The following is a 26605-nucleotide window of genomic DNA, read 5'->3' on the forward strand; positions in this document are numbered from 1 at the left end:
GGGCGGCTCGTGTGGCGATCACTTTAATTTCATTGGCCGATCGCCATGTTGTATTTCGGCGACATTGTTTGAAAAATGCCCGATGCCGCTCTGAAAGAATCGCGGATGAATTCCAGTGGGCCCATTGTGATCGCTCGTGATCGCATTCGATCGCCACAGCGTGAGCGCCTGCGCCGCCAGGCGATGCCGTTGCGCCAAATCCGTCCCACGGTTTTCCCTGTTCGCGCGAAGGCGCCCCTTCGCGCGGCAGGCCGCGGTCAGCTCTTGGTCAGGATGAGGCGCAAACGGTCAGCCAACGCTCGGCTTCCTTCCGCGACGGCCAAGGCGCAGAGCGCTTCGTCGTCGAGCGGCCCCGGCTCCAGCTGGGCCCCGAGCAGATCCAGCCGCGCCCGTACGGCCGTCGGCTTGCGCGAGGCGCCGAGGAACACCTCGACCTGGCGCAGCAGTTCCCGGCGCCGTGCGCGTACGTCCTCGCACCACACCTGGAACAGGCCCCCACTGGGCAGGACGACCAGCGACCCCATCGCGGGCGGCGGCCGTTCGCCCGAGGTCCGGAAGGCGTCCTCGGGCAGTCCCACCCGGTGCGGACCGCCGTTGGACCGGCGCGGCTGACAGTCGGACAGGCGCAGGCAGCTCAGCCAGCGGCCGGACTCCTCGGCGAAGTTCGACCGCGCCTCCTCGTGCGCCGCCTCCAGGGCGCTCAGACAGGAGGCCGAGGTCTCCAGCGCGCGGGCCAGCCCGGGGTCGTGCTCGCCGCGCAGCGGACGCGGGCAGAGCACGTACCGGGCCCCGTCCGGCCCGCCCGCGACGGGCACGACGCACACGGGTACGTACTCCGCCTCCCAGCCGAGCACCGCGTCGCACTCGATGGCCGCGGGCAGGTTGTACCGCTCGCGGTCCGGGAGAGCGGCCAGTTCCGCCACCGCTTCCCGGCGGAACTCCCCCTCGTGGCACAGCAGGGGGATCGCGGCCTCGTACCGCCGCGCCGATCCGGCCGGGCCGCCGGCCGTCCGCTCGTAGTAGGCCCCGGTCAGCGGGGCGTGGGAACAGCCGTCGAAGCGCAGCACCCGCCGGTCGTCCAGTTCGACCGTGTAGAGGGTCCCCTCCTTCAGCGACCGCCTGCCGAGCGGGCTGAGCGCCAGGGAGCCGTCCTCGCCCTCGATATGACCGACCACGCGCAGGAAGGCCAGCGCCTGCCGGACGAGCGCCGGGTCGAGGGAGAGGAAGTCGGCGAGTTCCGCGGATCCGGTGAGCCCGGCCTCGGCGACGCACCGGATCAGGTAGTGGTCGATGAGCTGGTACGGCTGTGCCTCGGTGACGGTCGCCCGCACCTCGACGCGCCAGACGGGAAACATCACGGTGTGCGCCGACAGGGGCACGGCCTTGAGCGTGAAGGCGGCGTGCTCGGCTGCTTTGGCGGGGTCGAATCCCAGCGCCGCGGTCCGTGGGTTCATCGCCCGGCCTCCAGGACCCGCGCCCGCGGGAGGAAGGTGCCGAGATCCCGGCTGGGCACGATCCGCCCCTGCTCGGCGACGTGTTGGCGCAGGGCGCGGGCGAGGCCGCGGAAGGCGGGGTCCGCGGCCCGGGTGAGCGTGTCCAGGTCCCCGACCAGCACGAGTTGCTGTCTCGCCCGGGTGAACGCCACATTGGCACGCCGGAGTTCGTCCAGGAAGCCCACCTCGCCGGAGGAGTTGCTCCGGGTGAACCCGTAGAGGACGACGTCCCGTTCGCCGCCCTGGAAGGAGTCCACGGTCGCCACGTCACCGCGTCCGGCCGTCGGAGGGGACAGCCGTGAGCGGACCAGCGCGGCCTGGGCGCGGTAGGGCACGATGACCGCCCATTCCTCCTCGTGCTCGGCGTAGTCCTCGGCGAGGTGCGCGAGCAGTTCGGCCTCTCGGGCGTTCACCCAGCCCCGGGTGCCGTCCGCGGTGCGGGGCGGCGGGCTCTCGCCGCGGTCGCCGATCGGCAGGTCCGAGGTGTCGATCAGGACGAGAGGGCTGCGGAACAGCCGGGAGCGCACCGGACGGCGCCGGGCCGGAGTGACGAGCCGTCCTTCGTAGAACGCCCGGGAACAGAAGTCGGCCACCTCCCTGGGCATGCGCCGCTGTTCCCACAGACAGGCCACCGCGTGGCCGGGCAGACGTCCCTGGACGCGTTCGAGGACACTCGTCCCGACCAGTTCGGCGGCCTCGGGCCCGCGCTGGGCCCGCGCCCATCGCAGGACGCCGTCGTCCTGGAACGGGGGCAGCTGCCGGTGGTCGCCCACGAGCAGGCCGCGCCGTGCCCGCACCAGCGGGACCAGCGCGTCCGCGGTGGTGATCTGCCCGGCCTCGTCGACGACGGCGAGGTCGAACTCGATCCCGGTGAGCAGCGCGGGCCCTGCCGCGCCGGTGCTGGTCGCGCCGACGACGTGGGCGTAGCGGATCAGCTCGGCGTGGAGCTGGTCGGTGGCGGCCGAGACGTCGTCGTGCCACTGCGCGAGCAGTTCGCGGCGGGCGCCCAGCAGCGGTGCCGCCTGCCGCGCCCAGCGGGCGAACTCCGCGAGCGGCCGGTCGTCGGGCGGCTCCGGCCCGTCGGGCACCGGTTCCACGAGCGGCGGCCCCGCGGCGACGGGGGCCAGCAGCCTGCGACAGTGCCGGGCCCGGTTGAAGGCGTCCTCGCGCAGTGCCCGGCACTCCTCGTCGGCTGCCCGCAGGGCCTCGCACCGGGGCCGCACCGCCGGATCGTCGCGGGTCGCCGCCTCCAGCGCCTCCTGCGCCGCGCGCCGGGCGGCGTCCGCGCGGACCGTCACGCCCTTCTGCGTCTCCAGAGCCGTCGTCGTGCGGGTCAGCAGCCGCGTCCACCACCACAGCCGCAGCCGGCCCGGCACGATCACCGGCCTGCCTCGGGCGTCCCGGCACCTGTTCCGGCGGTCCGTCAGGGCGGCATGACGGCGGGTGAGGCGCGCCTGTCGGCGCCGGGCGCGGGTCAGGCGTTCCGCGAGGCGGTCCACCCGGCCCTGCTCCGGGCCTGCGACCGCGCGGATCGCCGTGCGGTGCGCCGCACGGGCCGCCTCCCGGTCCCGCACCGCGGACGCCAGCCGCTCCAGCGAGTCGTCCAGGGCCCGCACCCATTCCGCGGCCCGGCCGTCGTCGTGGTCGCCCAGCCGGGCCCCGACGCGGTCGAGGATGCCCTGGCGCAGTGTGGTGGCGCGGGTGTGGAGCAGGTACGGGCGGGCCGCCTCCGACACCCTGCCCTCGTGGCCGACCCGCACGACCAGCAGGTCCTCGCCGAGCCTACTCAGCACGTTGTCCACGGCCGCGTTGCTGTGCGCCGTGACCAGGACGCGTCCGGCACGGCCCTCCTCCCGGGCCACCGCGCGCACCACCTCGGTGATCACCCTGGTCTTTCCGGTGCCGGGCGGGCCGATGACGACGGACAGGTCCTCGGTGGCGAGCGCGGTGCCGAAGGCGGCCCGCTGCCAGTCGTCCAGCGGCTCGACGGGGTTGCCGCGGGCCCGGCCCGTACGCGGGGCGCGGGTCCCGGCCAGCACCGACAGCAGCATGGGATTGCGGGCGGTGCCCTCCCGCAGGGCGCCAAGGGCCTCGGAACGGCGTTTGTGGACGGTGCTGTTGGCGACCCGTTCCAGCTCCCCCTGTTGGGGCACCAGAGCCCAGTCGACGGCACGGTCGAAGGCCACCGTGACCCGCGCGTCGGGGCCGACGGCCACCACCTGACCGCGCAGCTGCGGCCGACCACGCACCTGCACCACCTCGTCGGGCACGGGCGCGCCCCGGCCGTGCAGGTCGAAGACGTACACCGACCGACTGGTCAGCCGTCGTTCGGCCGCGGGGCTCACGGCTCGGTACACGAACGGCGCAGCGGCGGCCACCTGATCGCGCTGGAGGGCGAACTCCTTGTCGACCACGCGCTGGAGGGTGCCGAGCAGCCGTTGCTCGCTCTCGTCCGGCGGCGAGGCCCCTTTGCGGCGCGCCACCTCCTTGCGCAGTGCCTCCCACTGCTCGGTGAGCGTCTCCCAGTGGGCGTCGGCGTCCTCCGGGAGCGCGCGGGAGGTGTAGCGGGGGATCCAGGCCGTGGGTTTCAGCAACAGGCAGCCCTGGGCCAGGGTGTGGTGGTCCTTGAAGTGCAGCGGCCGCACGTCGATCACCCGGTAGCAGCGGCTCGAACCGGCGCCTGGACGCGCGCCCGAAGGTGTGCCCGTACCGGTGCCGGGTCGGGTGCCGGGTCCCGTGTCGGGATCCAGCACGGCGAGGAAGCCGCGCCCGTACACCAGGAGCCGGCGCCGGCCCCGGCGGTCGTCGAACACGGCCGGTACCGCGCCGCGTTCACGGAACTCCCCGGTCAGATCCTCGACGCTGTGGGGCAGGCGGGTCCGCGTACGGTGCAGACGGCTGAACTCGGCATCCACGGAGTCGGTCGGGACGAGGACCACGGGACCCGGCAGGGCGACGGTACGGGTCAGCATGCCGGTGCGCCTCCGGCCGCCATCCCGGAGGCGTCCGTACGGACATGACGGACCTCGGGCCGCAGATCGGCCGCGCTCCCGCGGAGCCCCTCGGCCAGTTCCGGCCCGGTGGGACGTGCCGACGGGTCCGGATCGAGTGCCGCGGCCAGCACACGCTCCAGGCTCGGGGGCGTGGCCGTCACGTACGCGCGCACGGGCAGGGCGGCTCCGGTGTCCGGCGTCACACCGCTGACCAACCAGTAGACCAGCGAGGCGAGTTGACGGACGTCCGTGGCCGCGCCCACCAGGTGGGAGCGGAAGGTCCCGTGCCACTGCTCGGGAGCGCGGTGCGCCGCGGGCCCCTCACCGGGAACCGCCGGCCGGAACGCCAGCCCGAGGTCTCTCAGGCGCAGGGTGGCACCGTCGACGAGCAGCACCGCGTCCGGCTCCAGGCAGCGGTGGGCGAACCCCGCGCCGTGCAGGACGTCGAGGGTGTCCGCCAGGTCGGCGAAGGCGGGCAGGACGCGGTACAGGACACTCCCGGGAAGCGGATCCGACCGCCCGTACGCCTCGGTGAGGGTCGGCGCCGCCCCGATCGCCTTGCGTCCGGCGACCGGCCAGGGCAGCGACAGGAGCGCGCCGCGCGGCCCCAGGGCGCGGTGGACGCCGGCCGCGGGCAGTCCGGGCCGCGGGGCCAGTTCGCCGAGCAGGTCGTGCTCCTGGCGCAGGGCGGACAGCGCCGCCCGCGCGGACTCGCTGTGACCGTCCAGGACGTCGACGCGGCGGAGCCAGACGAATCGCTGCCGGCCGCGTGCCTCGGCGGGGCCCACCCGCAGGGCGCGGGCGCGGAACTCCTGGACCGGGCCGTCGGCGGGGGAGCGGTACGCGGGCCCCTCGTCCTGCAACAGGTAGTCGGCCCCGGCCACGTCCACGACCTCACCGGGGGACCAGGTGTCCCGGCGCGGCGGTCGGGGTGCCCGATGGGCGGGGCGGGGGACGGCGGGGCGGACGGTAGCGGCGTCCGGTGGGGCGTGGTCCCGCCCGGGACCCTGGCCGTCCAGCTCCCGGATCATGCCGATCGCGAACGCCGCGGCATGCCGCGCTGCCGTGGTCTGGCCACCGCGCCGGTCCGCGAGGTGCTTGCGCCCGTCCGCCTTGTCGCTGATGCCGCGGACGGTCACGGGACAGGCCCCGGCCATCTGCACCGCCCGCGCCATCCCGGCGCTCTCCATCTCGATGGCGACGGCGTCCTCGTAGTGATCGCGGAGCTGGTCGCGCAGTGTGGCGGAGGCACTGTTCAGCACGACCTCGCCGGCGGCCACCGGTTTGAGGTGGACCTCGGGTGCCGGTGTGCCCAGGGCCCCGGCCCAGTCGCCCCGGCGGGTCTCCACGGCGAGTTGGCTCAGGTCGTGGGCCAACGGCCAGGCCTCCGGCCGTGCCCGGAAGCCCCCGTCCTCCTCCTTGCCGCCGTGGATGGCGTACACCTTGGTGGCCACCACGACGTCCCCCAGCGCGATGCTGTTCTTGAGGGCGCCTGCCACCCCGACGAACATCACCATCCGCGGTCCGAACAGTTGCACCGCCTTGGCCGCCACGACGGCGGCGCCGTGGTTCCCCGGTCCGATCTCCGCGAGGGCCACCTGCCAGGGAGTGCCGTCGACCCAGCCCATCCGGTAGGCCGTGCCGATGTCGTCCTTCGGCCCCCTGCGGCACCCGCCCAACTGGCTCTCCACCGCTTTGAATTCCACGTCCAGCGCGGTGAGCACCACGACGGTCCCGCCCTTGTGAACTGACGTTCGCGAATCTCGCACTGTTCCCCCCGGTGCTTTTCCGTCGAAAGCACGGTCACTTTATCGACGGCCGGGGAGGGGCAGGGCGGAATTCTCTTAACGTGCCGTTTCGCGCGTTGAGCAGACGGGGTTCTCGATGTTGCAGGTGATCTCCGGTCGCCTGCCGCAACGTTGACGCCGCTCGATTAGGCTCGCTGCGCGGCCAAGGTCCTTGCTGGTGACGGCTGGATATCCAGGAGCCAAGTCTTCAGGATCTGCGGCGGCCTTGACGTCGAGCTGGGTGTGTTCCATACCCGGCCCTTGGGCAGGCCGTAGCACCTCAGGCAGTTCCTCCCTGCCCGTGTGACGGGTCCGGCGAAGGCGCGGGAGGAACTTGGGGCGCAGCGTGTGCCTGCGGTCCGGACTGCGGGGAAGGGGGGAACGAAACCGACGGCGGGGCGGTCGCCCCGGGCGGGGCCTCGGGAGGTACGGAGGTACGTGCCGGAGGAATCATGTAGAGGCCGTAGGCCAGGACGATCTGGGAACCGGGCAGGGCCACGAACCGCGCCGGGTGATGGTGCCGGCCCTGTCCAGGAACGGTCACGGCGAGCGGCCCCTGAAGGACGAGGTCACCTTCACCGAGCGACTCCCGCTCACCGTCCAGGCTGAGCAGGAATCCCTCCCACAACCGGCCGTCGGCCAACTGGACAGCCAGCCACAGGGAGTGCCCCGCTGGTGTCATCCCCACGACCCTGCGCATCGGGGAGGTAGGGGTGTGGCGCACCTCCGGGTGCCCGCGGCGAGCAACAGCGAAAGCCGCGGTCAGCGCACACAACACGCTGACCGCGAAGGCAAGGACGGCGGACCAGACGGCCTGCCAAGGATGGCGGATCAGATAGCCAGTGCCCTCCAGCAGGCCTTCCAGCGGTAGCAGTGCGGGCCAGTACGGGGCCAGCAGCAACACTGCCAGCGCGGCCACGGCGCTGCCCAGGGCCCCCACACAGACCAGGTCCACGAGTTCGAGGAGCGAACTGCGTCGGCGTCGGGGGCGCCGAACCTCCACGATGCGGACGTAGAGGTATCCGGGTGCGGCAGACACGAGCAGTACAACCAAGGCGAGCATGCTGGACGGCATCGTTGGAGAACCCCACCCTTTTCGCTCGTTCTGCCCCTGTGTCAATCTCGCGGGCCAGCACCTACGGGCCGGTCGCAGCGGCCGGCCCGTGTATCAGCCTCTCCCGTCGGAGGCGTTCGAATCACTTGCCCCGGTGGGCAGCGCCGTCCCGTGGCCTTCGGATGCGGGCTGCCGCAGAAGTGCCGCGTCGGGCGTCGCGAACGGATCGGGAACCTCGCCATTTCCCGGATCACCCACCACCGGCAGATCGACGCCTCTTGGGTCCGTCCTGGTCTGGTCGTTGAGTTCATAGCGCTGCACAAGGCGCTGGAGATCTTCGTGGCTGTCGACGATCCCCTCAAGCTGCTCGTCGAAGTCTTCGTCGTCGAGGTCGCCGGAGCCACCATAGAACTCGGCTAGAGCGGCACGGGTTTCACCAGAGAGTTCAGGCCACCCAAGGCCGTGAACGGCGGCTCGGACCTGCGCGTCGCTGACGGTGCGCGACGGTCCGGGAAAGATCAGATCCCGGGCATCGAAAGGGTTGGGACACACGGCTGCTTGCACCTCCGGGTGGGACTGGATCAGCACGTCCGGTCATCGTGTCAGCGTTGGTGCCGGCAAGAAGCGCCTTTTCCGTACGAACCCGTTCATCGGTATGTAACGTGAAAGACGAACTTGGGTCCCGCCTTGGCCATCGCCAGGTGAAGGCGGGTCTTGGCCAGGGCGGGGAGCACAGTGATCGGGTACACCAGGCCTTGTGAGTACCGGGACTTCACAGTTCGTCTGGTGAAGAGGGACGACGCGGCGTCGGTCCGCTTCGACGTCTGCGCAGTGGAGCACGGAACGTGGGTGAGGGACCAGTCCGTTTCTGTCGTCGACGCACAGAGTCTCGCTGCGGATTTCACCCGCCTGGCGTCCACGGAGTCCACCATCGCGCTTCGCATGGGCCGGGCGCTGCTTCCGGGGGCGGTCGGTGACCTCTTCCGATCAGCCCTGTCAGACGCCGGGCAGGGAAGCGACGGGATCCGGTTGTGCATCGAGACCGATGACGCGGAACTGGCCGCGGTGCCCTGGGAGGTGAGCCGCGTGGACCTGAACGGCGGGGGCGGCATCAAGGACCGTGAGTTCCTGTTCCGGCACTCTGCGCTTTCCGTTGTCAGGCGCCCCGTCCCGAGATCCCGGCCACCGCAGGCCGGGCCGCCCTCCGACCCGGTCGGCACCGTAATCCTGTGCACTGCGCTGGACATCTCCGACCCGGAGAACCGATACGGGCTTCCCGTGCGCAGCGCGAACGCCCCGAAGCATCTTTCGCGGCAGAGCCTTGAGGATGTGGCCAAGAAGATCGACGCTCGTGGCCACGAGGTCGTGGTATCGGCCGACCCCATCAAGAACGACACCCTCTGCGACGAACTCCGTCCGCCTGCCACGGTGTTCTGCTTCGGGGGCCACGGGACGACCGGCGGCATCGTGATCGCCGGTGCGCGGGGCCGCGAGAATCCGACAGTGATGCCTCCCGATGACCTAGCCCCGTTGCTTCGTGACGCAGGCGTACAGATCGCCCTGCTCGCCGCCTGCGACACCGCCACCGAACAGGGCGTGAGCCGCGAGGGTGCCTATAACGGCTGGAACAGCGTGGCAGGGGCACTCGTCGACGGCGGAGTGCCCTGGGTCATTGGAATCCGTGGCCCGGTGGCCGACAGCGTGGCGGCAGATCTGACCAGGGAGTTCCTGCTCGGACTGAGTGAAGGGGAATCGGTGGAGAACGCGTTGGCTCGTGCCCGGGGCGGTATCACGACTGGTGGATGGCTTCCCGTTCTCTACACCTCCGAATGCCCTCCCCACGTTCGAATCCGACCGCGAGCACCTGCTGCCGGGTCACCTGAACTGAGGGCCTTCCCCGTACGGATCGAGGAGGAGAGAGATCTGTTCTCCTGGGACAGCCGACCGTACCGACTCGACGTGTTGTGGGGGCTCGACAGAGGTCCGTTCCGCGGCGTGCTGGCCGATCGCCCCGGAACCGACCTCGTCAGTGAACTCCAGAACATCGAGTACGGCCCGCTCAGAGCGGTCACGAGACCGCTGGGACGCTCGGCGGCCGTCGGGGAACACAGCGCTCCCAACGAGCGGGCGTTGGTACGACGGCAGTGGTACGGGGTGCGGTGCGAGAGTGGTGAGCAGCCGCGGTCCGTCGGGAGTCTGGCGCGCATGGTGACCAGTCGGTACGACTGGTCGTGGCACCTCAAGCACGACCCCGACGGCTCCTCGCTGGGGTTCGTGGTGTCCCACGAGGCGACGGGCTCCGGAGCGGGCGCCGGCCGTCACAGCGAACTCCGAGACGAGGCGAGCGACGTCCGTACCGCTGTCGACCTCGTGCGGGCCATCGGTGCGCTGCTGCCTGCGGCGGCGGCCGTACTGCATGTCACGGGAGCCGACGAGGACGCCGTTCTTCGAGCCGCGGCGGAGGCCGGCCGCATGGTGCGGTTGATGTACACCGATGTGTCTGTCCAGCCCACGGTGCTGAAGCGCGTCGGGCGCAGGGACGTCGGACGGCCTTCGGCGGCACCGGGACCGCGGGACAGCCGCCCGCACCGGTTCGCTGGGACGTCGAGCCCCGACGATCCGTTCGACGAAATGCTGGAGCAGGAGGCATCCGGGCAACCCGAGGACCCACGAGAGGCCCAGGCGAGAGAGAAGGTGGAGAAGCTGGCCGCAAAGCGGATGTCCACACGGGACGAAGCCGGTTGGCTGGCGAAGTACTTCCACAAGGGGCCACCGGCCGATGTCGAGGCATTGGTGCGGGTCCTCGCACGGGACGACCGGGACGGCGAGGCGCGCTACGCCTCCCTGGCCGCGGCTGCTGTCCGCGACGACCATCTGGACATCTGGCTGGATGCAGCGGAAGGACTCCGCACCGCCTCCGGTGGTCCCGCCAGGGCGGCCCGACCGATCAACCCCCTTCGGCTTCCCCTCGACCTCTTCCCCGAGTCCGTCCGGACCCGGGTGGCCCTCGGCCTGCTCCGACGTGATCCCGACCCCGCGCGGGCCGTGCCCCACCCGGACTGGGACTTCCTGGTCGCCCCCGACCTGCGTCTGGTCCTCAGCTACCTGCGCTCCGCTCCCGGCGAACAGGCCGACGCCATCCGAAATGAAGCCGATCTGAGATTCCTGCTCCGCCTAGACACACTTGCAGCGGCGGCGACCGCGCTGCGGACCGGCATTGGTTCAACGATCCCCATCGACCGGCTGACCCTCGCGGAGGAGCTGACCCCCGCAGGCTGGGCGGCTCTCGCGACCCGTCCTCTGGAGGAGGCATCCGCGCGGCAGCTGCTCCAGGAGGCGGGGTGGAGGCGCCGCGCCATCGGCTTCCACAAGCAACGAGCCGAACACGAAGGTGATTTGGTCTCCGCCGGAGCGGACCTTCGCGCACTCTTCGTGCCGGGCCGCCCTCTGTTCGCCCCTGTCTGACATGGTCCTCACCATCCAGCCACTGCCCTTGCCGCCCTTGCCGTCCCCGTGACGGAAGACGAGGAGAGTCCGTGCTCGCCGCCTGGTATTTCTGTTCCTCCGTAGGTCTCACCATCCGGCAGAGCGCCGACTACCTGGAGATCCTCGAGATCCTGCGATCGCCGAAGAGCGACTCCGAGCAGCTGACAGCCGCTGTGGAGAAGTTGGCGGACTGCGAGCACGCCGTGAGACTTCACGGACTCAGGTATGTCCTCTCGGCAGCCCAGCGCGAAGCCTTCATGAACATTGCCACGCTCTCCGCTGCGACCGAACTCTTCAACGGGCTCGTCGAATGGGCCGCTCCTGCCAACCGGCGTGACCGGAAGGCACTTGGCGCACTGCTGGTCGATTCCCTGAGCATCCCCCGTCCGTCCGGATACTCCAAACGGGTATCCGAAGCACTCCGTGCGTGCAAGGGGCGAGCCGCCGCGACGCGTACGGAGACGACGCCCTATCAGGACATCGGCGACAGCGCGCACGAGATTCTCGCGCTCACGCTGTTGGCGTTCGCGGCGGAAGTCGAACCGGCGGACGCCTCGGCGGACTGCGTGGGAGACGACCGCCCCGAGGTCGTGGCGGATGCCCTGGCCAACCGCCTGGGACGACTTCCCCTAATGCTGGCAGCCGGCGCCCTGCTGTCCGTCTCTCCCCAAGAGGCGGGTGACGAGGTTCGAGCGGCCCTCCGACGCGCCGGAGGGAACTCAGCCGATCTTGAACCCGATCTACTGACCGCCACCGCCCGATCGTGGTTTGTCCCATCCGCCGACAACCAGAACGACTTCGCGAGGCGGATCGAGAACGAACTGGCGACCGGGCTGCTGCTCCGTGGCTGGGCGGGGGAGCCCTCCAGAGAGCGGCGACAGACCATGTCGAACCTGCTCGGCGACACCTCGAAGGACATCCCCGAACTTCATGTGCGTACCGCCCTGTGGCAACTGGTCCTCTGGGAATGGTTCGCCGAGAGCGCGTCGGCGCCGGCTCTTGAAGCGGCGGCACGCTGGTGGGGCGCACCCGCCAGGCACGAGAAGAGAACCCTGCCCGATGACGCGCTCGCCGTCCTGCCCTCCGCCGGGGCGACCGACTCCGAGCGTCAGGCAGCCATCGACTGGATCAGCGCGACGGTGCGGAAGGACTACCCGCACGACAGCACGCCCTCGGTCACCAGCTACGACGATCCGAGCGGCGCTCCTCCGTACACGGTGTGTTCTCCGTGGCTGTGGCGGAACGGGAATCACTTCTACGTCAGCCGGGAGACATCGAGGCCGGACGAGAGGGGGTTCAGCCGGTCGTGGTACAAGGGCTGGAACGCTTTCGACGTGCTGCGCGTCGCAGCTCTCGTCCCGGTGGCCGTAGGGCTGCTGCGGGAAGCCGGTGTGCCCACCCTGGCACTCGACGGGCGGCGTACGACCGACCCGGCCGTGGCCTTCCTGTTCCACGCCAAGGACGTGTTCACCGACAAGCCCTGCATCTCCTTTCTCAAGGCCCTGTCGACCCAGTCACGCCCGGACAACCTGACTGTGGACACGCGCGTCGCGGCGCTCGTCTGGCATGCGGATCGCACGTTGGGACGAGCCGGGCGTGGCCTCTACGCTGAAATCCCCGTCGCCCTGTTCGCGGACTTCCTGATCAGCGGGCCCGGCGCCATGAACGGACCGCCGGAGCTGACGGCTCGGCAACCGAAGCCCAGCCGGCCTCAGCAGCAGAGGAAGAAGCAGAAGGAGCAGTGGTATCTGCTCTTCTCACGTCCTGCTCTCAACGGTGCCCGGGACTGGATCCACGAGTCCTCGGCCGCTGCCCGGCACACCGGAACCGACGCGGCTGACGGACCGGGCTGGTTCGACGGCAGTGCTTCCCACGCGCGCAGGGTGTTGATGACGGCAGCCGAGCGGCTTCTCGTGCTTGACAGGGACGAACACGAGAAGGAGGTGAACAAAGACAGAGAAAGAGGCAAAAAGACGCCGCCGATCAAACACGGCTCCACAAAACCGTTCGTGCGCGCGCTACGAGAGCACTTCACGTCGAAGGCCGTCCCGACCACCTTCGACGAGATCGATCGGGACTGGATGTCCCGGCTGTCGAGACATGTCGATGAGACGGGTACGCCGGTGATGCCGGGCTTGGAAACGAATGACCTGCTCGTGGCCGACCCCTATCCGGCTGCCGAATGGCAGCGCCTGCAGGAGTCGATCGAACGGCTCGTACCCGACCCCTATGACCCGGAGACATGGCGACACCACGCTGCGCCGTTCGAGGAGCTCTTCGCCGCGGTCGGCCCCGCGCCGCTGACGGTTCAGACACTCAGGGTGGCCGCTCTGCTGAACGCGGAGGACCCGGCCGCGATCCGTGACGGTGAGAAGTGGATTAGCTCGTGGCGGCGGCTGATGTCCGGCGTCAATGACAGAAGGCACCTGGGCCGTTTCATCCGTGGCGTGGCACTCGACATGTTTGCGACACCGGATCGAGGCGTGGACGCCCAGGACCGTGTCCGTGGAGTCCTGGAGGTGGTCGTCGACAGCATCGTGGCCTTCAGCGCGGACGCACCGCGCTACTACCAACGCCTTCTGGGAGCTGAGGCGTTGCGCCCCGAGGGTGACGGGGCACGTCCACTGCCGCCTGAGGGCATGAACCGGCTCCGGGTACGGGCACTCGAAGCAGTGCGCCGCCGCCAGTGGCACACGCAACGGGCCCCGGAGCCGACCACGGCTCCCTGGGAGGCCCTCGGTAAACGACGTGCACGTGCCGAGATCGACGCGCAGATCCGCGCGTTCGTCGCCGTGGCGGCCATCGAAAAACTTACCTCCAGCCCCCGCCAGACCCTGGGCAGGACCTTCCTCAGAGCCTGGGAGCAGCAGGCTCTGAGCCTGCCGGGCCGGCGGACCGACACCGAGAAGGACCACAGACTGGTCGTCGCGCAGGGATTCCGGCATCGAACAGGGGAGTCGTGGTCGGATCTCGGGCCTTGGCAGGCCGGGCGAGGAAAGAACGGCACCAAGGCCGATGATCTCGGCCCGCTGTCGCCGGAAGAACGACATCGGCTGCTTGAGCAGTGGCGGACGAAACCAGCGCCCCGGAGCGTGTTCGGTATGGTCTGCTCGCTCGGCCGTTCGGATGCCGGAGCACGAATCAACTGGGGCACGGGTATACCTCTGAGTGCCGCCGTCGAGGGAAGCCTCGCCGTCGGGGACCCATGTGTCGTGCAGGTGGTTTGGGACGAACCTCTGCAGGTCTGGCGGCAGGCCAACGGTGACACGGCCTACCGGGCGGGGCGCGCGGATCCGCGCGACGGCGAGGTCCGCGAGGCCCGGGTGGAGTACGACAACGGCGCACTCCGAGTGACGGTGGACGGGGTAGCCGGCAACGTGCTCGACAAGGACCCGCACACCGCCCTGCACTGGGAACTCGACCTCTCACAGGTGGTGGCAGTGCGGGACCCGCTGCCTTCCTCCTCCACTGTCACCCCCGCACGTTGGGCCGCGGCGGTACAGCGGTGGCTGCCGGTCGACCGGACGCTGACCGAACTCGTCGCGGACGACCTGCCGTACGAGGGGCCGGACGGCACGCGGGCGACGGTGCTGGTGTACGCGGGCCAGGGAGGGGCGGACCGACCCGAGGAGTGCGGAGCATGGCGCTTCTCGACCGACGCAGGACGCACGTACCTGCTTTGGCCGCAGGACTGGCAGGACCCACAGCGATTGGTGGAGAAACTGACTCCTCCGATGCGAGGCGCGGACACCGCCGCCGGGGGCGACGGGGCGGGGCGGGTCGAGGAACCGGCGCAGGGAATGCTCGTCTACGCGGGCTTAGGCAAGGGGCTGGCCAATCCACGGCTGGAATTGCTCCCGGATCCGCCCCGGGGGGCGGACGCCAAGTGGCCGGCCCTTGCTTCGGGCGACTCCAGGGACACCCGCAACGTGGATTGGCTGAGGCTCTTCGAAGATCCTGAAGCGCGGCCGTGGCGGGCCTTGATGGGTGAGGGCACCTGGAAGGTCAGAGTCGACGACCTTCCCGGCTATCCGAAGGACGCGTGTTTCCCGCCCGAGGTGGATGTCGAGGGTGTGGAGGCCGGCGAAGGTGCTGCTCGGCCGTTCGAGCCGGTTCCCTGGAACGAGGTGTCTGCTCGCCGGGCAACGGTGACTGGGCGGCTCCTGCGTGTGCAACGACTGAGTGACGCCCATGACGACCCCGCCGGCGAACGCTTTGATGAGTTCTGGCGGGTCGGCCCGCAGGACGTCTTCCCGGTTCAGTCGATGTGCAGCCCGGGACTTAAGACGGGCGGAACGATCAGCGCCTCGGCCGGTGAGGGCTTCCCGGTCCAGTTGGAGCGCGCTGGTCTGCTCTTCGAGGAATTGCCTGGTGACGGCCTGGAGGTGCGGATCAAGAGGGTTTCCGTCTCGCGCAGGCCCCAGGAGCCGGCCTCCACGCCGGTCCCGGACCGGGACCTGCGCGCACTGTTCGGCGCGACGACCCTTGCGGGCGTTGAGCTGGAAGGGGTCGTTGTCGAGTTGATCCGGAGGCCCGACGGCAGGATCGACTCCTACGGGGTATGGCTACGTGCGCGGGGCGACGTACCGCGTCGCTGCTCGGTGCCCGCAGGTGCGTTCTGCCACCCCGTCTTTGAGACCGGCGCGACGTTCTTGGGCACGTCCATCGATCAGGGCTGGCACTTCACGCCGCGGCGCGTGTACGGGGTTCCCCTTTACCGGGTCAGCCAGGAACCACACCCCACGGCACCTTCCGGCGGGAACTGGCAGTCGATGGGCCTTGTCGACCGCGGCGGCGACCGGGAGTCCATGCTGTACGCCCGGCCCGGCAGCGCCGACGTCGTCATCGCCCCGTCTCCACCCGAGCATTCACCGGTTCGGGGCACGCTGCGGGCCTTCCTGGGTACGGAGTCCGGCCGATCTGACGGGGTTCTGGCACTGGCCGTGATCGGCGCATCCAACGTGGTGGGCACCCTGCCCAGGGTGCCGGACGGGAAGGGTGTGACGGCAGGGCGGGTTCCCGTGACGGGTACGCATTTCGAGATCGTCTCCACCCGTCCCGCACCCGGACCGAAGGGTGTGGAACTGATCGGACTCCGGCGGAGTTTCGATGTTGGCCCACTGACCGGAGCCACCGCAGGGAGGACCCCCGGTCGGCCGCGGAACCGGGAGCAGGAGTGGCGAGCCGCGATCGAGGCCGGGGAGCCTGTGACCGAGACGGGCAGCCTTGAGAACGGTCAGTTCCGTGTGTCCGGTCACCGTATTCCGGTGCACCCGGACGACGGTCCCTTCGTCGATGCCGTCAGCTACTCGACCGACGGTGTCAGGGCACTGATCGTCGAGCACGAGGGTGGGCTGAGAGCCTCGACACGCCTCGCGCCACCACTCGACGTTGCCGAGTTCGCCGATCACTTCGAGGGGACGGCGACTCGCAAGGGCCGGAGTACGTGCTACCTGCGCCCCTGGCTCCACTACGTGGGTGCCATGGAGGAGAACGGGGAGAACAAGTGGCGGTTCGAGTGGGGTCTGGGCCACACGGTCGTGCTAGGGCACGACGAAGTCACCTACGAGGGAAAACCTTGCGGTGAGGAGTTTCCCCTCTTCCACGGTGACCGGTTGAAGCGCGTGACGTTCGACAGGGACGCCGGGACAGGTCGTGTCACGGTGGACTTCGGGCAGGGGGACATCGGTATCCAGGCGGGAACGCGTGCCGCCCGTGAGGCGGCGGACCACGGTCTCGTTCACCAGATCACCGTCATCGCCGATCCCGGTTCGGGCACGGTGCGAGTCGAGCGAGTGAGGCTGACACGGCTCGGCTCACGGCCCGACAGCGACCAGTTCGAGGACCGGCGGATCGCCGCGCGGCTCGCCCCGGACGACGTCTCCCGGGTGCTGCGCTTACTCGGGGACAGTGCCGCCGCGACGGAGTTGTGCGTGCTGGCCCGCTTCGAACACGGCGCGTACTTCCCCAGCGAGGGCAGAAAGCGGGTCTTCCATTACGTGGAACCCAGATTCGCGGGGCCCGAGAACGCCGGGGGCCACTCAAACAGCCGCCTGTTCATGGTTGCCGACCGGATTGAACACGACGCCGAAGGGCTCTGCCTCACCCTGAAACTTCCCGGCTCGGTACGACAGCCTCCAGGCGCCGAGCCTCTGACCGTGCGTGTCAGCCCGCGCGACTTCTCCGTACGGCCCTACCTGCTCCGCCGGATCTACAACGACAAGCTCGACAACGAGAGCGACAGGGCCCTCCGGTACAGCGGGGACGTCTTCCTGGTCGAGGTGAGCTGGGACGAGGGGGCCGGTACCTGGCGGGGCAAACTGACCTCCGCACCCGCCAGGGACCCGCGGACCCTCGTCAGCGCCGTGAAGCTGGCGGGCTCGGTGCTCGCCGTGGTCGCCGACCAGGGACAGACAAAGGTCGAGGTAGTGCCCGGCGTCGTCTTCCGACTGCCGCCGAAGTCCAGGAAGTTCGCGCGCCGGGGCGCGATCGTGCGGCTGACCACGCGGGACAGTGAATTGCTCGTGCACGAGGCACAGCGCCCGGACCACACCTTCGTCCTGAGCGGGCGTGCGGCGCTCGTGCGCGCCACGGCCACACATTCGGTCTCCGCCGGTGACGGCTGCACCGTCGACGGCCTGCCCTCCCTCGACTTCCGCGTCCTGGGAGACCTCGCGGGCCGCCTGCGACGGAAGGCGCCGAATCCCCAAATCGCCGTCCTGGTCTCCCGCAGGAACGGCGTGCAAGCCGTGTCCCCCGATGGGAGATCCGCCGCCGGCGTTCGGGTATCGGCCGCGACGGTCGACACCCGAAGCCCTGAGGCGGCCCTGAGGCCCCTGCCCATCCAGGGAAACAACGCTCTGGGGCCGTTCCCCGTCCCTTGGGCACAGCTCGGTTTCGCCGACGGCACGGCTGATGAGATGCGCAAGCGATGGGGGCAGCGGGAACAGTACGAGGACACGGAGACCAGTGGGACACACCAAGGTCGGGCTTCCCGCGCACCGTGGACTCCGGCCCTGTTCCACCAAGAGGGCGGCCACCCCTGGACGCTGCGCTACCCATCCGAACGCCTGAAGGACTTCGTGCTGCCGGCCACCACGCTGACGGAGTCACCACGGGGGACCGGTGGTCCTACTTGGTACACCGTGGCCGGACCGGCCCGGAACAGGCACGGCACGGCCATCGGTCTGTACCTGGAGTTGGCGCCCGGCCGGATCATCGAGGTGAACCGTCATCTGGTTACGGGACCGACCGACCACCCGATGGACGATCTGGCGTGGGACCGGTTCGGCCAAGGGGACGAGGTATGCCTGGAAGTCGTCCGGGGCGGGCGGGCCGCACCCCGCCGCCTTCGGCTGCTCGACTGGCGGCCCGGCGCCCGCGGCGCATGGTCCGCCGGTCAGAAGAGCAGGGTATGGCTACCCGTCGGCCGGATCAGCGGCCAGGACGGGGTCGCACTGGGCGCCGGTCACTTTGGCTGTTCCTACCCTCTGGCCGACACGGCCACCTGCTTTGAACCCGGAGGCATGCTGCACGAAGCCAAGTGCGTGGTCTTGGACTGCGCCACCAACACGCTCGCCCCCGCCGCGGACACCGGCCCGGAAACCGGAGACTGCGCCCTGCTGGGCCTGCACGTGGATGGCACGCCGACGCTCCTGGGATTGCCGCACCGGCACGTCGAGTTGAGTGTGGCAGCAGAGGGGTGGCCGGGCAGCGAGTGGCTGTCACGCCTCCTCGGTGAGGAACCATGCGCGTTGCTGGAGCAGATCGGCGCACTGCCAGTGACCGTCGAGCACTGGGGCGAAGACTCAGTGACGGTGTCGCGGAGGCTCCAGCCGGACGGGACGATGCCGGAACGGGCAACGATGCACTGCTCCGCGCTCGCCGCGGTTGACGGCGGGCTGGTCGTCCGTATGGGCGGAGCACTCCACGTGCTGTCCATGAGCACTGTGGTTCCGGGGCTGCCCGAGGAATCGGCCGTGGAGGCTGCCCTGTTCCTCTGCCGTCAACCGGCGGGTCGTCTGTGGTGTCGTACTGCCTCCTCCGAGCACGGCGCGGAGCCGGACTCCGGCCCAGTACTGCACGTCGGTCTGAGGAGATTCTCTTCACCGTCGCCCTTCTCCGACGAGGTACAGGTCATGTGCCGAGGGGTACTGGGACCGGAGGACCGCCCGAGCGGTCTGCTTCTGGAGGCGGAACACGATCGCCGCTGGCATTGGATGCCCGCAGAACGGGCATCGTGGCTGATGGACCCGAGGGCCGAGGAACTGCGCGACGCGTTCGGCGAGGGCGACACGGGAGTGACGACGCGCGTTCGCCTCTTGGAAGACGGCACAGTGTCGGCGCTGGAGGTGCGTGATGTGGAGCGGACCCGACGCGGTCTGCACCTGGGGGCACGGCTCAGGGTCACCCCGGTCGTGGAGCGGAAACTGCCCCCTAGGGACGGCCTGCAACCGATGGTGGCGCGCATTCTGCCCACCGAGGTTCTGGTGCAGCTTCGTGCCGTGCGTATGAAGGGCGGAGTCCGAACAGGAGAGTCGATCAACTGCGAGGTGGAACAGCTGGACACCGTGTCCAGCCAGGGCGTGGTCGGATTCGTGACGGTCGGTCGCCGACGACACCGAGTCGACCTGCCGCAGCGCCTCGCCGAGAAGTTCGCCAGGGACGCGGCCGAACGGCAGAGCTCGCTCCGCGAAGCGTGGCTCAGTCGGCCGCCGGCAACTGTCGGCGAAAAGGTCGTGTCCGCCGCCCACCGATCGACGACGCAGAACGAGCCGCTTACGCCCGAGACCGATGACGCGTTGAAGCGCTGGCTGGCTGATCACGGGACGAGCGCGTTCCACCTGACATCCGATCAGGAGGCATTCGCCGGGCATCTGGATCTGGAGCTCACGGAAGTCCTGGCTGTGACGTTGCTGCTGGAGAGACACGGCCGATCCAGTCCCCTGCATGCGCGGGGCGCGGTTCTGCTCGCTCACCAGCTGGGACTGCGCGCGACGCGATCCCTCCATGTGGAGCCACTGGTGCGTTCCTGGGCCTCACTGGACAGGGTGAGCAGAGACCCACGCCTGGCGCGACTGCAGTTCCCCGCCGAAATGGACGACGACCAGTTGCACACGGCTCGTTCCTACGGAAATGGGGTGCTGGGCCAGACCGACGGCCGCGCAGGCGAACACAGGGACGCGCCTGTCGCCCGCGCCGTGCTCGCCGCGGTGGGGGCTCTCCCGCCGGGCGAGGACCTGGCGGGAGGTGCCGATCTCCTGTCCCGGCTCGGAGCCCTTGGCCGGTCCCTTCACCCGCCGGAGGGCGAGGCGACTGCCCAGGCCAAACTCGACACGGAGCAGTACCTGCTGTTGCACACCACCCTGCTGGGCGCGCTGGAGACCCCGATACCACTCCTGCCTCTCCCCTGTCCCGCGCCGTCGCCACAGCGACGGCTCGCCGGGCTTGTCCTTGCCGAAATCAACAGATGACCAGATGGGAACGATCCTCGTGGCCCTCCCGTGCGTGCACATGATGTCCGCGTCTTCTCGCGGAGGGCCGGACGCTGTAAGGGGTTTGATCACGTGGGGTGCCAGGGTGCTCTCAGTCTCGCCACCTGGGCGCTGGGCGAGATCCTGCTGAAGGCGCGGGCGCTCGGTCTGGACCGGGTTCTCGGCACCTGCGACGACGCCAACACCGCGTCGGCGCGGACCGTCGAACGCAACAGCGGCGTGCTCGAAGACGTCCGCCGTGTCGATGGCGGGCTCAAGCGCCGCTACCGGGATTCATTCGCAGTGTTCCGGCCTTCGGGACTCTGCTGAGGAATGCGTGATTCGAGCTGGGCTGGGTCGGTGATTCTCGTTGTGGTTGTGGTTGTGGTTGTGGTTGTGGTTGTGGTTGTGGTTGTGGGCGGGCCGAGAAGGATGTCGCTGGAGTCGCGGGTTGATCAGGGGGTGCCGGAGCTGACAGCCCGGGTGGTGCGGGCAGCGTTCCCGAAGGGAACGCTCGCGGTGCGGATCCGGGAGGCGTTGGGCCCGCTGTTTGAGGATGAGGCATTCGCCGGGGCATTCGCTGCTCGGGGACGTCCGGCTGTCTCGCCTGGGGCGTTGGCTTTGGTGTCGGTGTTGCAGTACGCGGAGGGGCTGACCGACCGGCAGGCCGCCGACCAGGTGCGAGCCCGGATGGACTGGAAGTTTCTGCTCGGCCTGGAACTGGATGATCCAGGGTTTGATGCCTCCGTGCTGAGCCTGTTCCGCGCCTGTCTCGTCGTGCACGGGCTGGAACAGACGACGCTGGACCTGGTGCTGGAACGCCTGCGCGGGATGGGCTTGTTGCAGGCCGTCGGCCGGCAGCGGACCGGCTCCACGCATGTGCTGGCGGCCGTGCGGACGCTGAACAGGATGGAGTTCGCTGGCGAGACGCTGAGGGCAGCGCTGGAGGCGCTGGCGGTCGTGGCTCCGAGGTGGCTGTCCGATGTGGTCACGGCCGAGTGGGCCGAGCGCTACGGGCCGCGCGTGGACGACTACCGTTTCCCAAGGGGTGAGGAGGTGCGCGAGATCGAAGCGGTTCAGGTCCTGCGAGTCTCCTGGGTCCAGCAGTACCACCGTGACGAGAAGGGGGTGCGCTGGCGGGAGAGCAAGGATCTCACGCCGGTTTATCACCGGTTGTGCTCGCCCTATGACACTGATGACCGATACGGAACCAAGCGTGGCTCCGGCTGGACCGGCTACAAGGTGCATCTGACCGAGACCTGCGAGCCGGATGCACCCCATGTGATCACGCAGGTGGCCACCACCGACGCCGTTGTGGCCGACACAGAGATGACTGACCCGGTCCACCAGGCCCTTGCGGGAAGGGAGTTGCTTCCCAACGTGCATGTTGTGCATGCCGGCTGTACCACTGCTGCTCTGTTCCTGGCCGCGACCGAGGGGGGTAGGGAACTGCTCGGCCCAGCCCCACACGACAGCAGCCGTCAGTCCCGAGAGGACCAGGGCTTCTCCCGCGCTGATTTCAGCATCGACTGGAGTCGCGAGAGCGCTGTTTGTCCAGGTGGGCACCGAAGTTTCGAGTGGTGGAAGCAGAAGCACCACCGCAACGGCACTCCGGTGATCAAGGTGTTCTTCTCTGCCGAGCGCTGCCGCCCCTGTCCGAAGCAGACGTCGTGCACCAAGCCCCCGTCCGGTCGCCGCGGCTGCGGCATCACCTTCCTGCCACGAGAACAGCACGAGGCCCTCGAAGCCGTCCGCCAGACCCAGCAGACCGACGAGTGGAAGGACCGATACGCAATCCGGGCCGGAGTCGAAGGCACGATCTCCCGGGCCAGCCGCGTCACCGGCCTCCGCCTCACCCGCTACCGCAACCTCCCCGCCACCCGCCTCGGCCATGTCTTCGCCGCCACCGCACTCAACCTCATCCGCATCGACCGATGGCTGACGGGCGCCCCACTCGGCGCCACCGGCACCTCCCACATCGAAACCCTGAACCTCGCAGCCTGACCACCCGAATCACGCCTTCCTCAGCAGAGTCCTGAAGGCCGGGGGGGTGAAGCGAGTCTGCCGGTGTGACGCGGAGCGTTGCGGGGCTCCCGGCGGAGCTGTGCGCGGCTCACCCCGGCCGGTTCTGCTGCTCGATGTACTGCCTGACCGCGGACAGCGGGGCGCCGCCGACGGTTCCGGCGAAGTAGGAGCCGGACCAGAGTTTGCTGGCCCGCCAGTAGTGGGGCACCAGGTCGGGGAACTCCTGGCGCAGGCGGCGGGAGGAGACGCCCTTGAGGGAGTTGACCAGTTTGGTGACGGCGACCTTGGGCGGGAAGTTCACCAGCAGGTGGACGTGGTTGTCCTCGCCGTTGAACTCCACCAGTTCGCACTCGAAGTCCCCACACACCGCCCGCATGATCTCCTCCATGCGCCGCAGGTGGGCATCGGTGAACACCTTGTGCCGGAACTTGGTCACGAAGACCAAGTGGACATGCATCGCGAACGTACAGTGCCGACCAGTTCTGATCTCCTGCACCTCATCCATAAACCAAGTATGTAGCGTGGCCGGTATGCAGCTTCGGTACAGCTTCCGCCTGTACCCGAACGCCGTCCAGCAGGCCGCGCTGGCGAGGGCGTTCGGGTGCGCCCGCGTCGTGTTCAACGACGCGGTCCGTGCCCGCGAGGACGCCCGAGCGGCCGGGGAGCCTTTCCCGAAGATCGGGGAACTGTCCACACGGCTGATCACCCAGGCCAAGACCACCCCGGAACGCTCCTGGCTGGGCGAGGTCTCCGCCGTGGTGCTCCAGCAGTCCCTGCGGGACGCCAAGACCGCGTACCGCAACTTCTTCGCCTCCCTGGAAGGCACCCGTAAGGGCCCGAGACTGGGAGCACCCCGGTTCAAGTTCCGCAAGGATCACCGGCAGTCGATCCGGTTCACCGCGAACGCCCGCTGGAAGATCACCGCCAGCGGCCGCCTGGACCTGCCGAAGATCGGTACGGTGAAGGTGAAGTGGTCCCGTACCCTGCCCGTCACCCCGTCCTCGGTGACCGTGGTCAAGGATGCGGCGGGACGGTTCTTCGCGTCCTTCGTCATCGACACCGACCCCGCCGCCGACCAGGCCCGGATGCCGCAGACCGAGAACACCATCGGCATCGACCTCGGCCTGACCCACTTCGCCGTTCTGTCCACCGGCGAGAAGATCGACTCCCCGCGCTTTCTGCGGCGCGCGGAGAAGAAGCTGAAGAAGGCCCAGAAGGAGCTGTCCCGCAAAGAGAAGGGATCGAAGAACCGGGCCAAGGCACGGGTGAAGGTCCCCCGGGCCCATGCCAGAGTTGCCGATGCGCGCCGTGAGTTCCACCACCAGCTCTCCACCCGGCTGATCTCCGAGAACCAAGGGATCGCTGTGGAGGACCTGTCGGTGGCGGGACTGGCCCGTACCAGGCTGGCCAAATCCGTGCACGACGCGGGCTGGTCGTCGTTCATCGACATGCTGACCTACAAGGCCGAGCGGTACGGCCGGACTCTGATCAAAATCAGCCGGTTCGAGCCGACCAGCCAGATCTGTTCGACCTGCGGCCACCGCGACGGCCCCAAACCCCTGAGCGTGCGGGAATGGACCTGCAGCGCCTGCGGCACCCTCCATGACCGGGACACCAACGCCGCACTCAACGTGAAGACGGACGCCGGACTGGCGGTGACAGCCTGCGGAGCGCCGGTAAGACCAGGAGCGATCCCGGCACAGCGCGAAGAAACAGGAAGCCACGGATTCCCGACCGGAAACCGTGCCGCCTAGCGGCACGGCAACCCGTCAGGGAAGGCCAGAATCCTCGCCCTTCAGGGCGAGGAGCATGTCAATGGATCACCCTGGCCGACGCCGGTCACCGCGACTGACGCGGCCGCGGCCCCCGTGCGGGAGCCGCGGCCGCTTCGGTGGGCGGGGTTTCTACTCCGTCACGTGGTCGTGGCCGTCGTGGAGGCCGCCGCCGCTGCCGGTGTCGCCGTCCGTCGGGACGGAGACCACCGGTTCGCTGAGCGGGGCCAGGTCGTACGCGTAGTGGCCCACCGCGTCGGCGATGACGTCGATGTTGATGTCGAACGCCCGCATGTTGATGTTGGTGATGTCGTCACCGGGGGCGTGGTAGTTCACGTCGTACGCCACGCCCGCCTGGCCGCCGAACTTCGCGGCCTGCGCCTCGCTCTTGATGCCCTCCGCGCCGGTGAAGGTGCCGCCGGAGGGGATGCCGACCTCGATGAACGGGCCGTAGTCGGAGCGGCCGGTGAAGTCGGTGCCCTCGTGCGGGATGCTCCTGGAGTCGAGGAAGTCGTTGATGCCCTTCTCCAGCTGGGCCGAGCCCTCGGGGCCGGGGCCGGCTCCGACGGCGTCGGAGTCGTCGCCGTCGTAGACGAAGTACGCGGCGTTCGGCGAGGCGATCATGTCGAAGTTCAGATAGAGCTTGATCTGCTTCTTCTGCTCCTCGGTCAGCGAGGCGACGTACGCCTCCGAGCCGACGAGGCCGAACTCCTCGGCCGACCACCAGGCGAACTTCACCTTGTTCTTGACCTTGCTCTTCGACTTGGCCAGCTCCTGCGCGACCTGGAGGATGCCGGCCGAGCCGGAGCCGTTGTCGTTGATGCCGGGGCCGTCGGAGACCGAGTCCAGGTGCGCCCCGAGGAAGACGGTGTTGTCCGCGTCGCCGCCCCGGGTCTCCGCGACGACGTTGTACGTCGTGCGGTCCTCGCGCAGTTCGCGGATGTCGAGGGTGACCTTCACCGGGCCCGCCGCGGCCTCGGCGGCCAGCGCCTCGCCGTCGGCCTGGGTGACGCCGCCGGTGGGGATCTTGCCGAGGGTCGCGTCGCCGATGGTGCCGTTGAGGGCGCCCTCGGTGTTGTTGTAGATCACGGCGCCGACCGCGCCCGCGGCGGCGGCGTTGGTCTGCTTGACGGCGAAGGTGCAGCCGCCGCGCTTGATCAGCGCGATCTTGCCGGTGAACGCGCCCGCGGCGAAGTCGGTGGCCTCGCAGCCGTTGGTGCCGTCGGCGTCCACCGGAGCCACGGCCACGTCCGCCGTCACCCCGCCCTCGGGGCCGCTCGCGGTGTACGTCATCAGCTGGACCGGGATGTCACGCGGGGTGGGGGACACCACCGACAGGGTCTCGGCGATCTCTTCCGTGTAGACGAAGTCGAACGCGTGACGGGTCGTCTTGTAACCGGCGGCCTTGAGTACCGCCTCCACGTACAGGGCGGACAGCTTGTGACCGTCGGAACCGGCCACTCGGGTGTCGCCGTTGCGGTCGGCTATCGCCTGGAACACCTTCAGATGGCGGTAGGCGTCCTTGGCGGTGGCCTCCTTGACGAGTTTCCTCGCCAGTGCGTCACCCTTGTTCGCCCAGCTCGGGTGGTGGTTGCCCGCGGTGGCGGGGCCGGCGATGAGCAGCGGGGTGACGAGCGCGGCGGTGGCCAGGGTGGCGGTCACCATCGCTCTGTGACGTGCGGACATAGAGGTCCTCTCACGGCTGGTCAGCAGACAGATCAACAGATCGGGAGAACACGGTGGAGGCACGTTAACCCTGTGACTGCCCGCTGCCAAGGAGGAGTTCGACCGACACTCGCCCCCGGCAAGCTCAAGTGTTCCTCTGAAATGGCGGGATAGAGGGTTGCGCCGTCCGTCGCGGGGCGACACTCCCGGCAGACGAGGCGACGGGGGGAGGTCCGCATGGGCAGGGTGTTCCGGCGATCGACCGCGGTGCCGTCCGAGTGCGCGCCGGACACCTACGAGGTCGCCTTCCTCGCGGGCGGGGCGCCGCGGGTGGCGGACGCCGCGCTGATCGCGCTGGCGGAGCGCGGACTGCTCAGGCTGAGCGGCCCCCGGGTGCGCGCCGTCGACGGGGCGCCGCCACCGCACCCGGTCGAGCGCGCCCTGTTCCTCTCGTGCCTGCGCAACCGGAGCATCGTCTCCGTCCACACCGCGCTGCGGCGCTCGCCGGAGGTGGAGGAAATCGGCCACCGACTCGCCGGGCGGGGCTTGACGACCAGGTTCCGACGCCGCCCGACCCGGCTGGGCCGAGCGTGTCTGCGGCGGGCCGCCGAGAGCGGGGGCCTGCCCCCGTACGTCCTCGGCGGCGCCGCGGTCCTCCCGGACGGCCCGGTCCGGCGCCGGGTCCTCGGGGCGCACCCGATCCCGCAGGGTCTCGGCCGGTCCCTCACCCGTATGGGCAGGGCCCTGGACCGGGACTCCGAGCGTGACTCCGACCACGACTCCGCCTCGGACGGCGGCTTCGGCTGCGGTGGCGGCAGCGGAGGCGGTGACTAGGGCGGGTTTCGAGCACGCCCTGG

At 69.6% G+C, this 26605-nt stretch carries 13 protein-coding genes; 6 read left to right on the forward strand and 7 right to left on the reverse strand.

The genetic code is table 11. The features are described from left to right. Positions 1 to 257 precede the first annotated feature (257 nt). The 5 genes from AB0E07_RS07635 to AB0E07_RS07655 all read right to left on the reverse strand — a co-directional run bounded on the left by AB0E07_RS07635 (position 258) and on the right by AB0E07_RS07655 (position 7915). Positions 258 to 1454, reverse strand: a complete 1197-nt coding sequence (locus AB0E07_RS07635; RefSeq protein ID WP_362247414.1) for a hypothetical protein — start codon at positions 1452 to 1454, stop codon at positions 258 to 260. Continuing rightward, positions 1451 to 4465, reverse strand: a complete 3015-nt coding sequence (locus AB0E07_RS07640; RefSeq protein WP_362247415.1) for an AAA domain-containing protein — start codon at positions 4463 to 4465, stop codon at positions 1451 to 1453. The genes AB0E07_RS07635 and AB0E07_RS07640 overlap by 4 nt, the downstream gene beginning before the upstream one ends. After that, positions 4459 to 6213, reverse strand: coding sequence for a hypothetical protein (locus AB0E07_RS07645; protein WP_362247416.1), 1755 nt, complete (start codon positions 6211 to 6213; stop codon positions 4459 to 4461). Before AB0E07_RS07645 ends, AB0E07_RS07640 begins: the two co-directional genes overlap by 7 nt. Positions 6214 to 6553: 340 nt before the next feature. Beyond that, positions 6554 to 7348: a DUF6338 family protein gene (locus tag AB0E07_RS07650; protein ID WP_362247417.1), complete on the reverse strand. Its 795-nt coding sequence runs from the start codon at positions 7346 to 7348 to the stop codon at positions 6554 to 6556. A gap of 93 nt (positions 7349 to 7441) precedes the next feature. Then, entirely contained in the window at positions 7442 to 7915 is a 474-nt protein-coding gene (locus AB0E07_RS07655; protein ID WP_362247418.1) for a hypothetical protein, read from the reverse strand. Between the two features lie 126 nt (positions 7916 to 8041). On the opposite strand from AB0E07_RS07655, the gene AB0E07_RS07660 reads away from it, so the two are divergent. The 4 genes from AB0E07_RS07660 (at position 8042) to AB0E07_RS07675 (ending at position 22290) form a co-directional block, all read left to right on the forward strand. Next, positions 8042 to 10792: a CHAT domain-containing protein gene (locus tag AB0E07_RS07660; RefSeq protein WP_362247419.1), complete on the forward strand. Its 2751-nt coding sequence runs from the start codon at positions 8042 to 8044 to the stop codon at positions 10790 to 10792. A gap of 71 nt (positions 10793 to 10863) precedes the next feature. After that, entirely contained in the window at positions 10864 to 20286 is a 9423-nt protein-coding gene (locus tag AB0E07_RS07665) for a hypothetical protein (protein ID WP_362247420.1), read from the forward strand. Between the two features lie 93 nt (positions 20287 to 20379). After that, entirely contained in the window at positions 20380 to 20616 is a 237-nt protein-coding gene (locus AB0E07_RS07670) for a hypothetical protein (protein ID WP_362247421.1), read from the forward strand. A gap of 102 nt (positions 20617 to 20718) precedes the next feature. Further along, entirely contained in the window at positions 20719 to 22290 is a 1572-nt protein-coding gene (locus AB0E07_RS07675; RefSeq protein ID WP_362247739.1) for an IS1182 family transposase, read from the forward strand. Between the two features lie 109 nt (positions 22291 to 22399). Here AB0E07_RS07675 and tnpA read toward each other — a convergent pair whose 3' ends face one another. Beyond that, positions 22400 to 22816, reverse strand: a complete 417-nt coding sequence (gene tnpA / locus AB0E07_RS07680; protein WP_362247422.1) for an IS200/IS605 family transposase — start codon at positions 22814 to 22816, stop codon at positions 22400 to 22402. A 25-nt stretch (positions 22817 to 22841) separates the two neighbouring features. Between tnpA and AB0E07_RS07685 the strand changes: the two genes are divergently transcribed. After that, on the forward strand, positions 22842 to 24065 hold the full coding sequence (locus tag AB0E07_RS07685) for an RNA-guided endonuclease TnpB family protein (protein WP_362247423.1): 1224 nt from the start codon (positions 22842 to 22844) through the stop codon (positions 24063 to 24065). Between the two features lie 150 nt (positions 24066 to 24215). On the opposite strand, the gene AB0E07_RS07690 is transcribed toward AB0E07_RS07685, so the two are convergent. Next, on the reverse strand, positions 24216 to 25769 hold the full coding sequence (locus AB0E07_RS07690; protein WP_362247424.1) for a M20/M25/M40 family metallo-hydrolase: 1554 nt from the start codon (positions 25767 to 25769) through the stop codon (positions 24216 to 24218). 216 nt (positions 25770 to 25985) lie between these two features. On the opposite strand from AB0E07_RS07690, the gene AB0E07_RS07695 reads away from it, so the two are divergent. After that, positions 25986 to 26582, forward strand: coding sequence for a TIGR04222 domain-containing membrane protein (locus tag AB0E07_RS07695; RefSeq protein WP_362247425.1), 597 nt, complete (start codon positions 25986 to 25988; stop codon positions 26580 to 26582). Positions 26583 to 26605 lie beyond the last annotated feature (23 nt).

The organism is Streptomyces sp. NPDC048002 (assembly GCF_040653275.1).
In the GTDB taxonomy this organism is placed as follows: domain Bacteria; phylum Actinomycetota; class Actinomycetes; order Streptomycetales; family Streptomycetaceae; genus Streptomyces.

Excerpts from the sequence above, each read along its gene's own strand:
- AB0E07_RS07650 (WP_362247417.1), bottom strand. The coding sequence starts at position 7,348 with ATGCCGTCCAGCATGCTCGCCTTGGTTGTACTGCTCGTGTCTGCCGCA.
- AB0E07_RS07635 (WP_362247414.1), bottom strand. The coding sequence starts at position 1,454 with ATGAACCCACGGACCGCGGCGCTGGGATTCGACCCCGCCAAAGCAGCC.
- tnpA (WP_362247422.1), bottom strand. The coding sequence starts at position 22,816 with ATGGATGAGGTGCAGGAGATCAGAACTGGTCGGCACTGTACGTTCGCG.
- AB0E07_RS07690 (WP_362247424.1), bottom strand. The coding sequence starts at position 25,769 with ATGTCCGCACGTCACAGAGCGATGGTGACCGCCACCCTGGCCACCGCC.
- AB0E07_RS07685 (WP_362247423.1), top strand. The coding sequence starts at position 22,842 with ATGCAGCTTCGGTACAGCTTCCGCCTGTACCCGAACGCCGTCCAGCAG.
- AB0E07_RS07675 (WP_362247739.1), top strand. The coding sequence starts at position 20,719 with ATGTCGCTGGAGTCGCGGGTTGATCAGGGGGTGCCGGAGCTGACAGCC.
- AB0E07_RS07640 (WP_362247415.1), bottom strand. The coding sequence starts at position 4,465 with ATGCTGACCCGTACCGTCGCCCTGCCGGGTCCCGTGGTCCTCGTCCCG.
- AB0E07_RS07695 (WP_362247425.1), top strand. The coding sequence starts at position 25,986 with ATGGGCAGGGTGTTCCGGCGATCGACCGCGGTGCCGTCCGAGTGCGCG.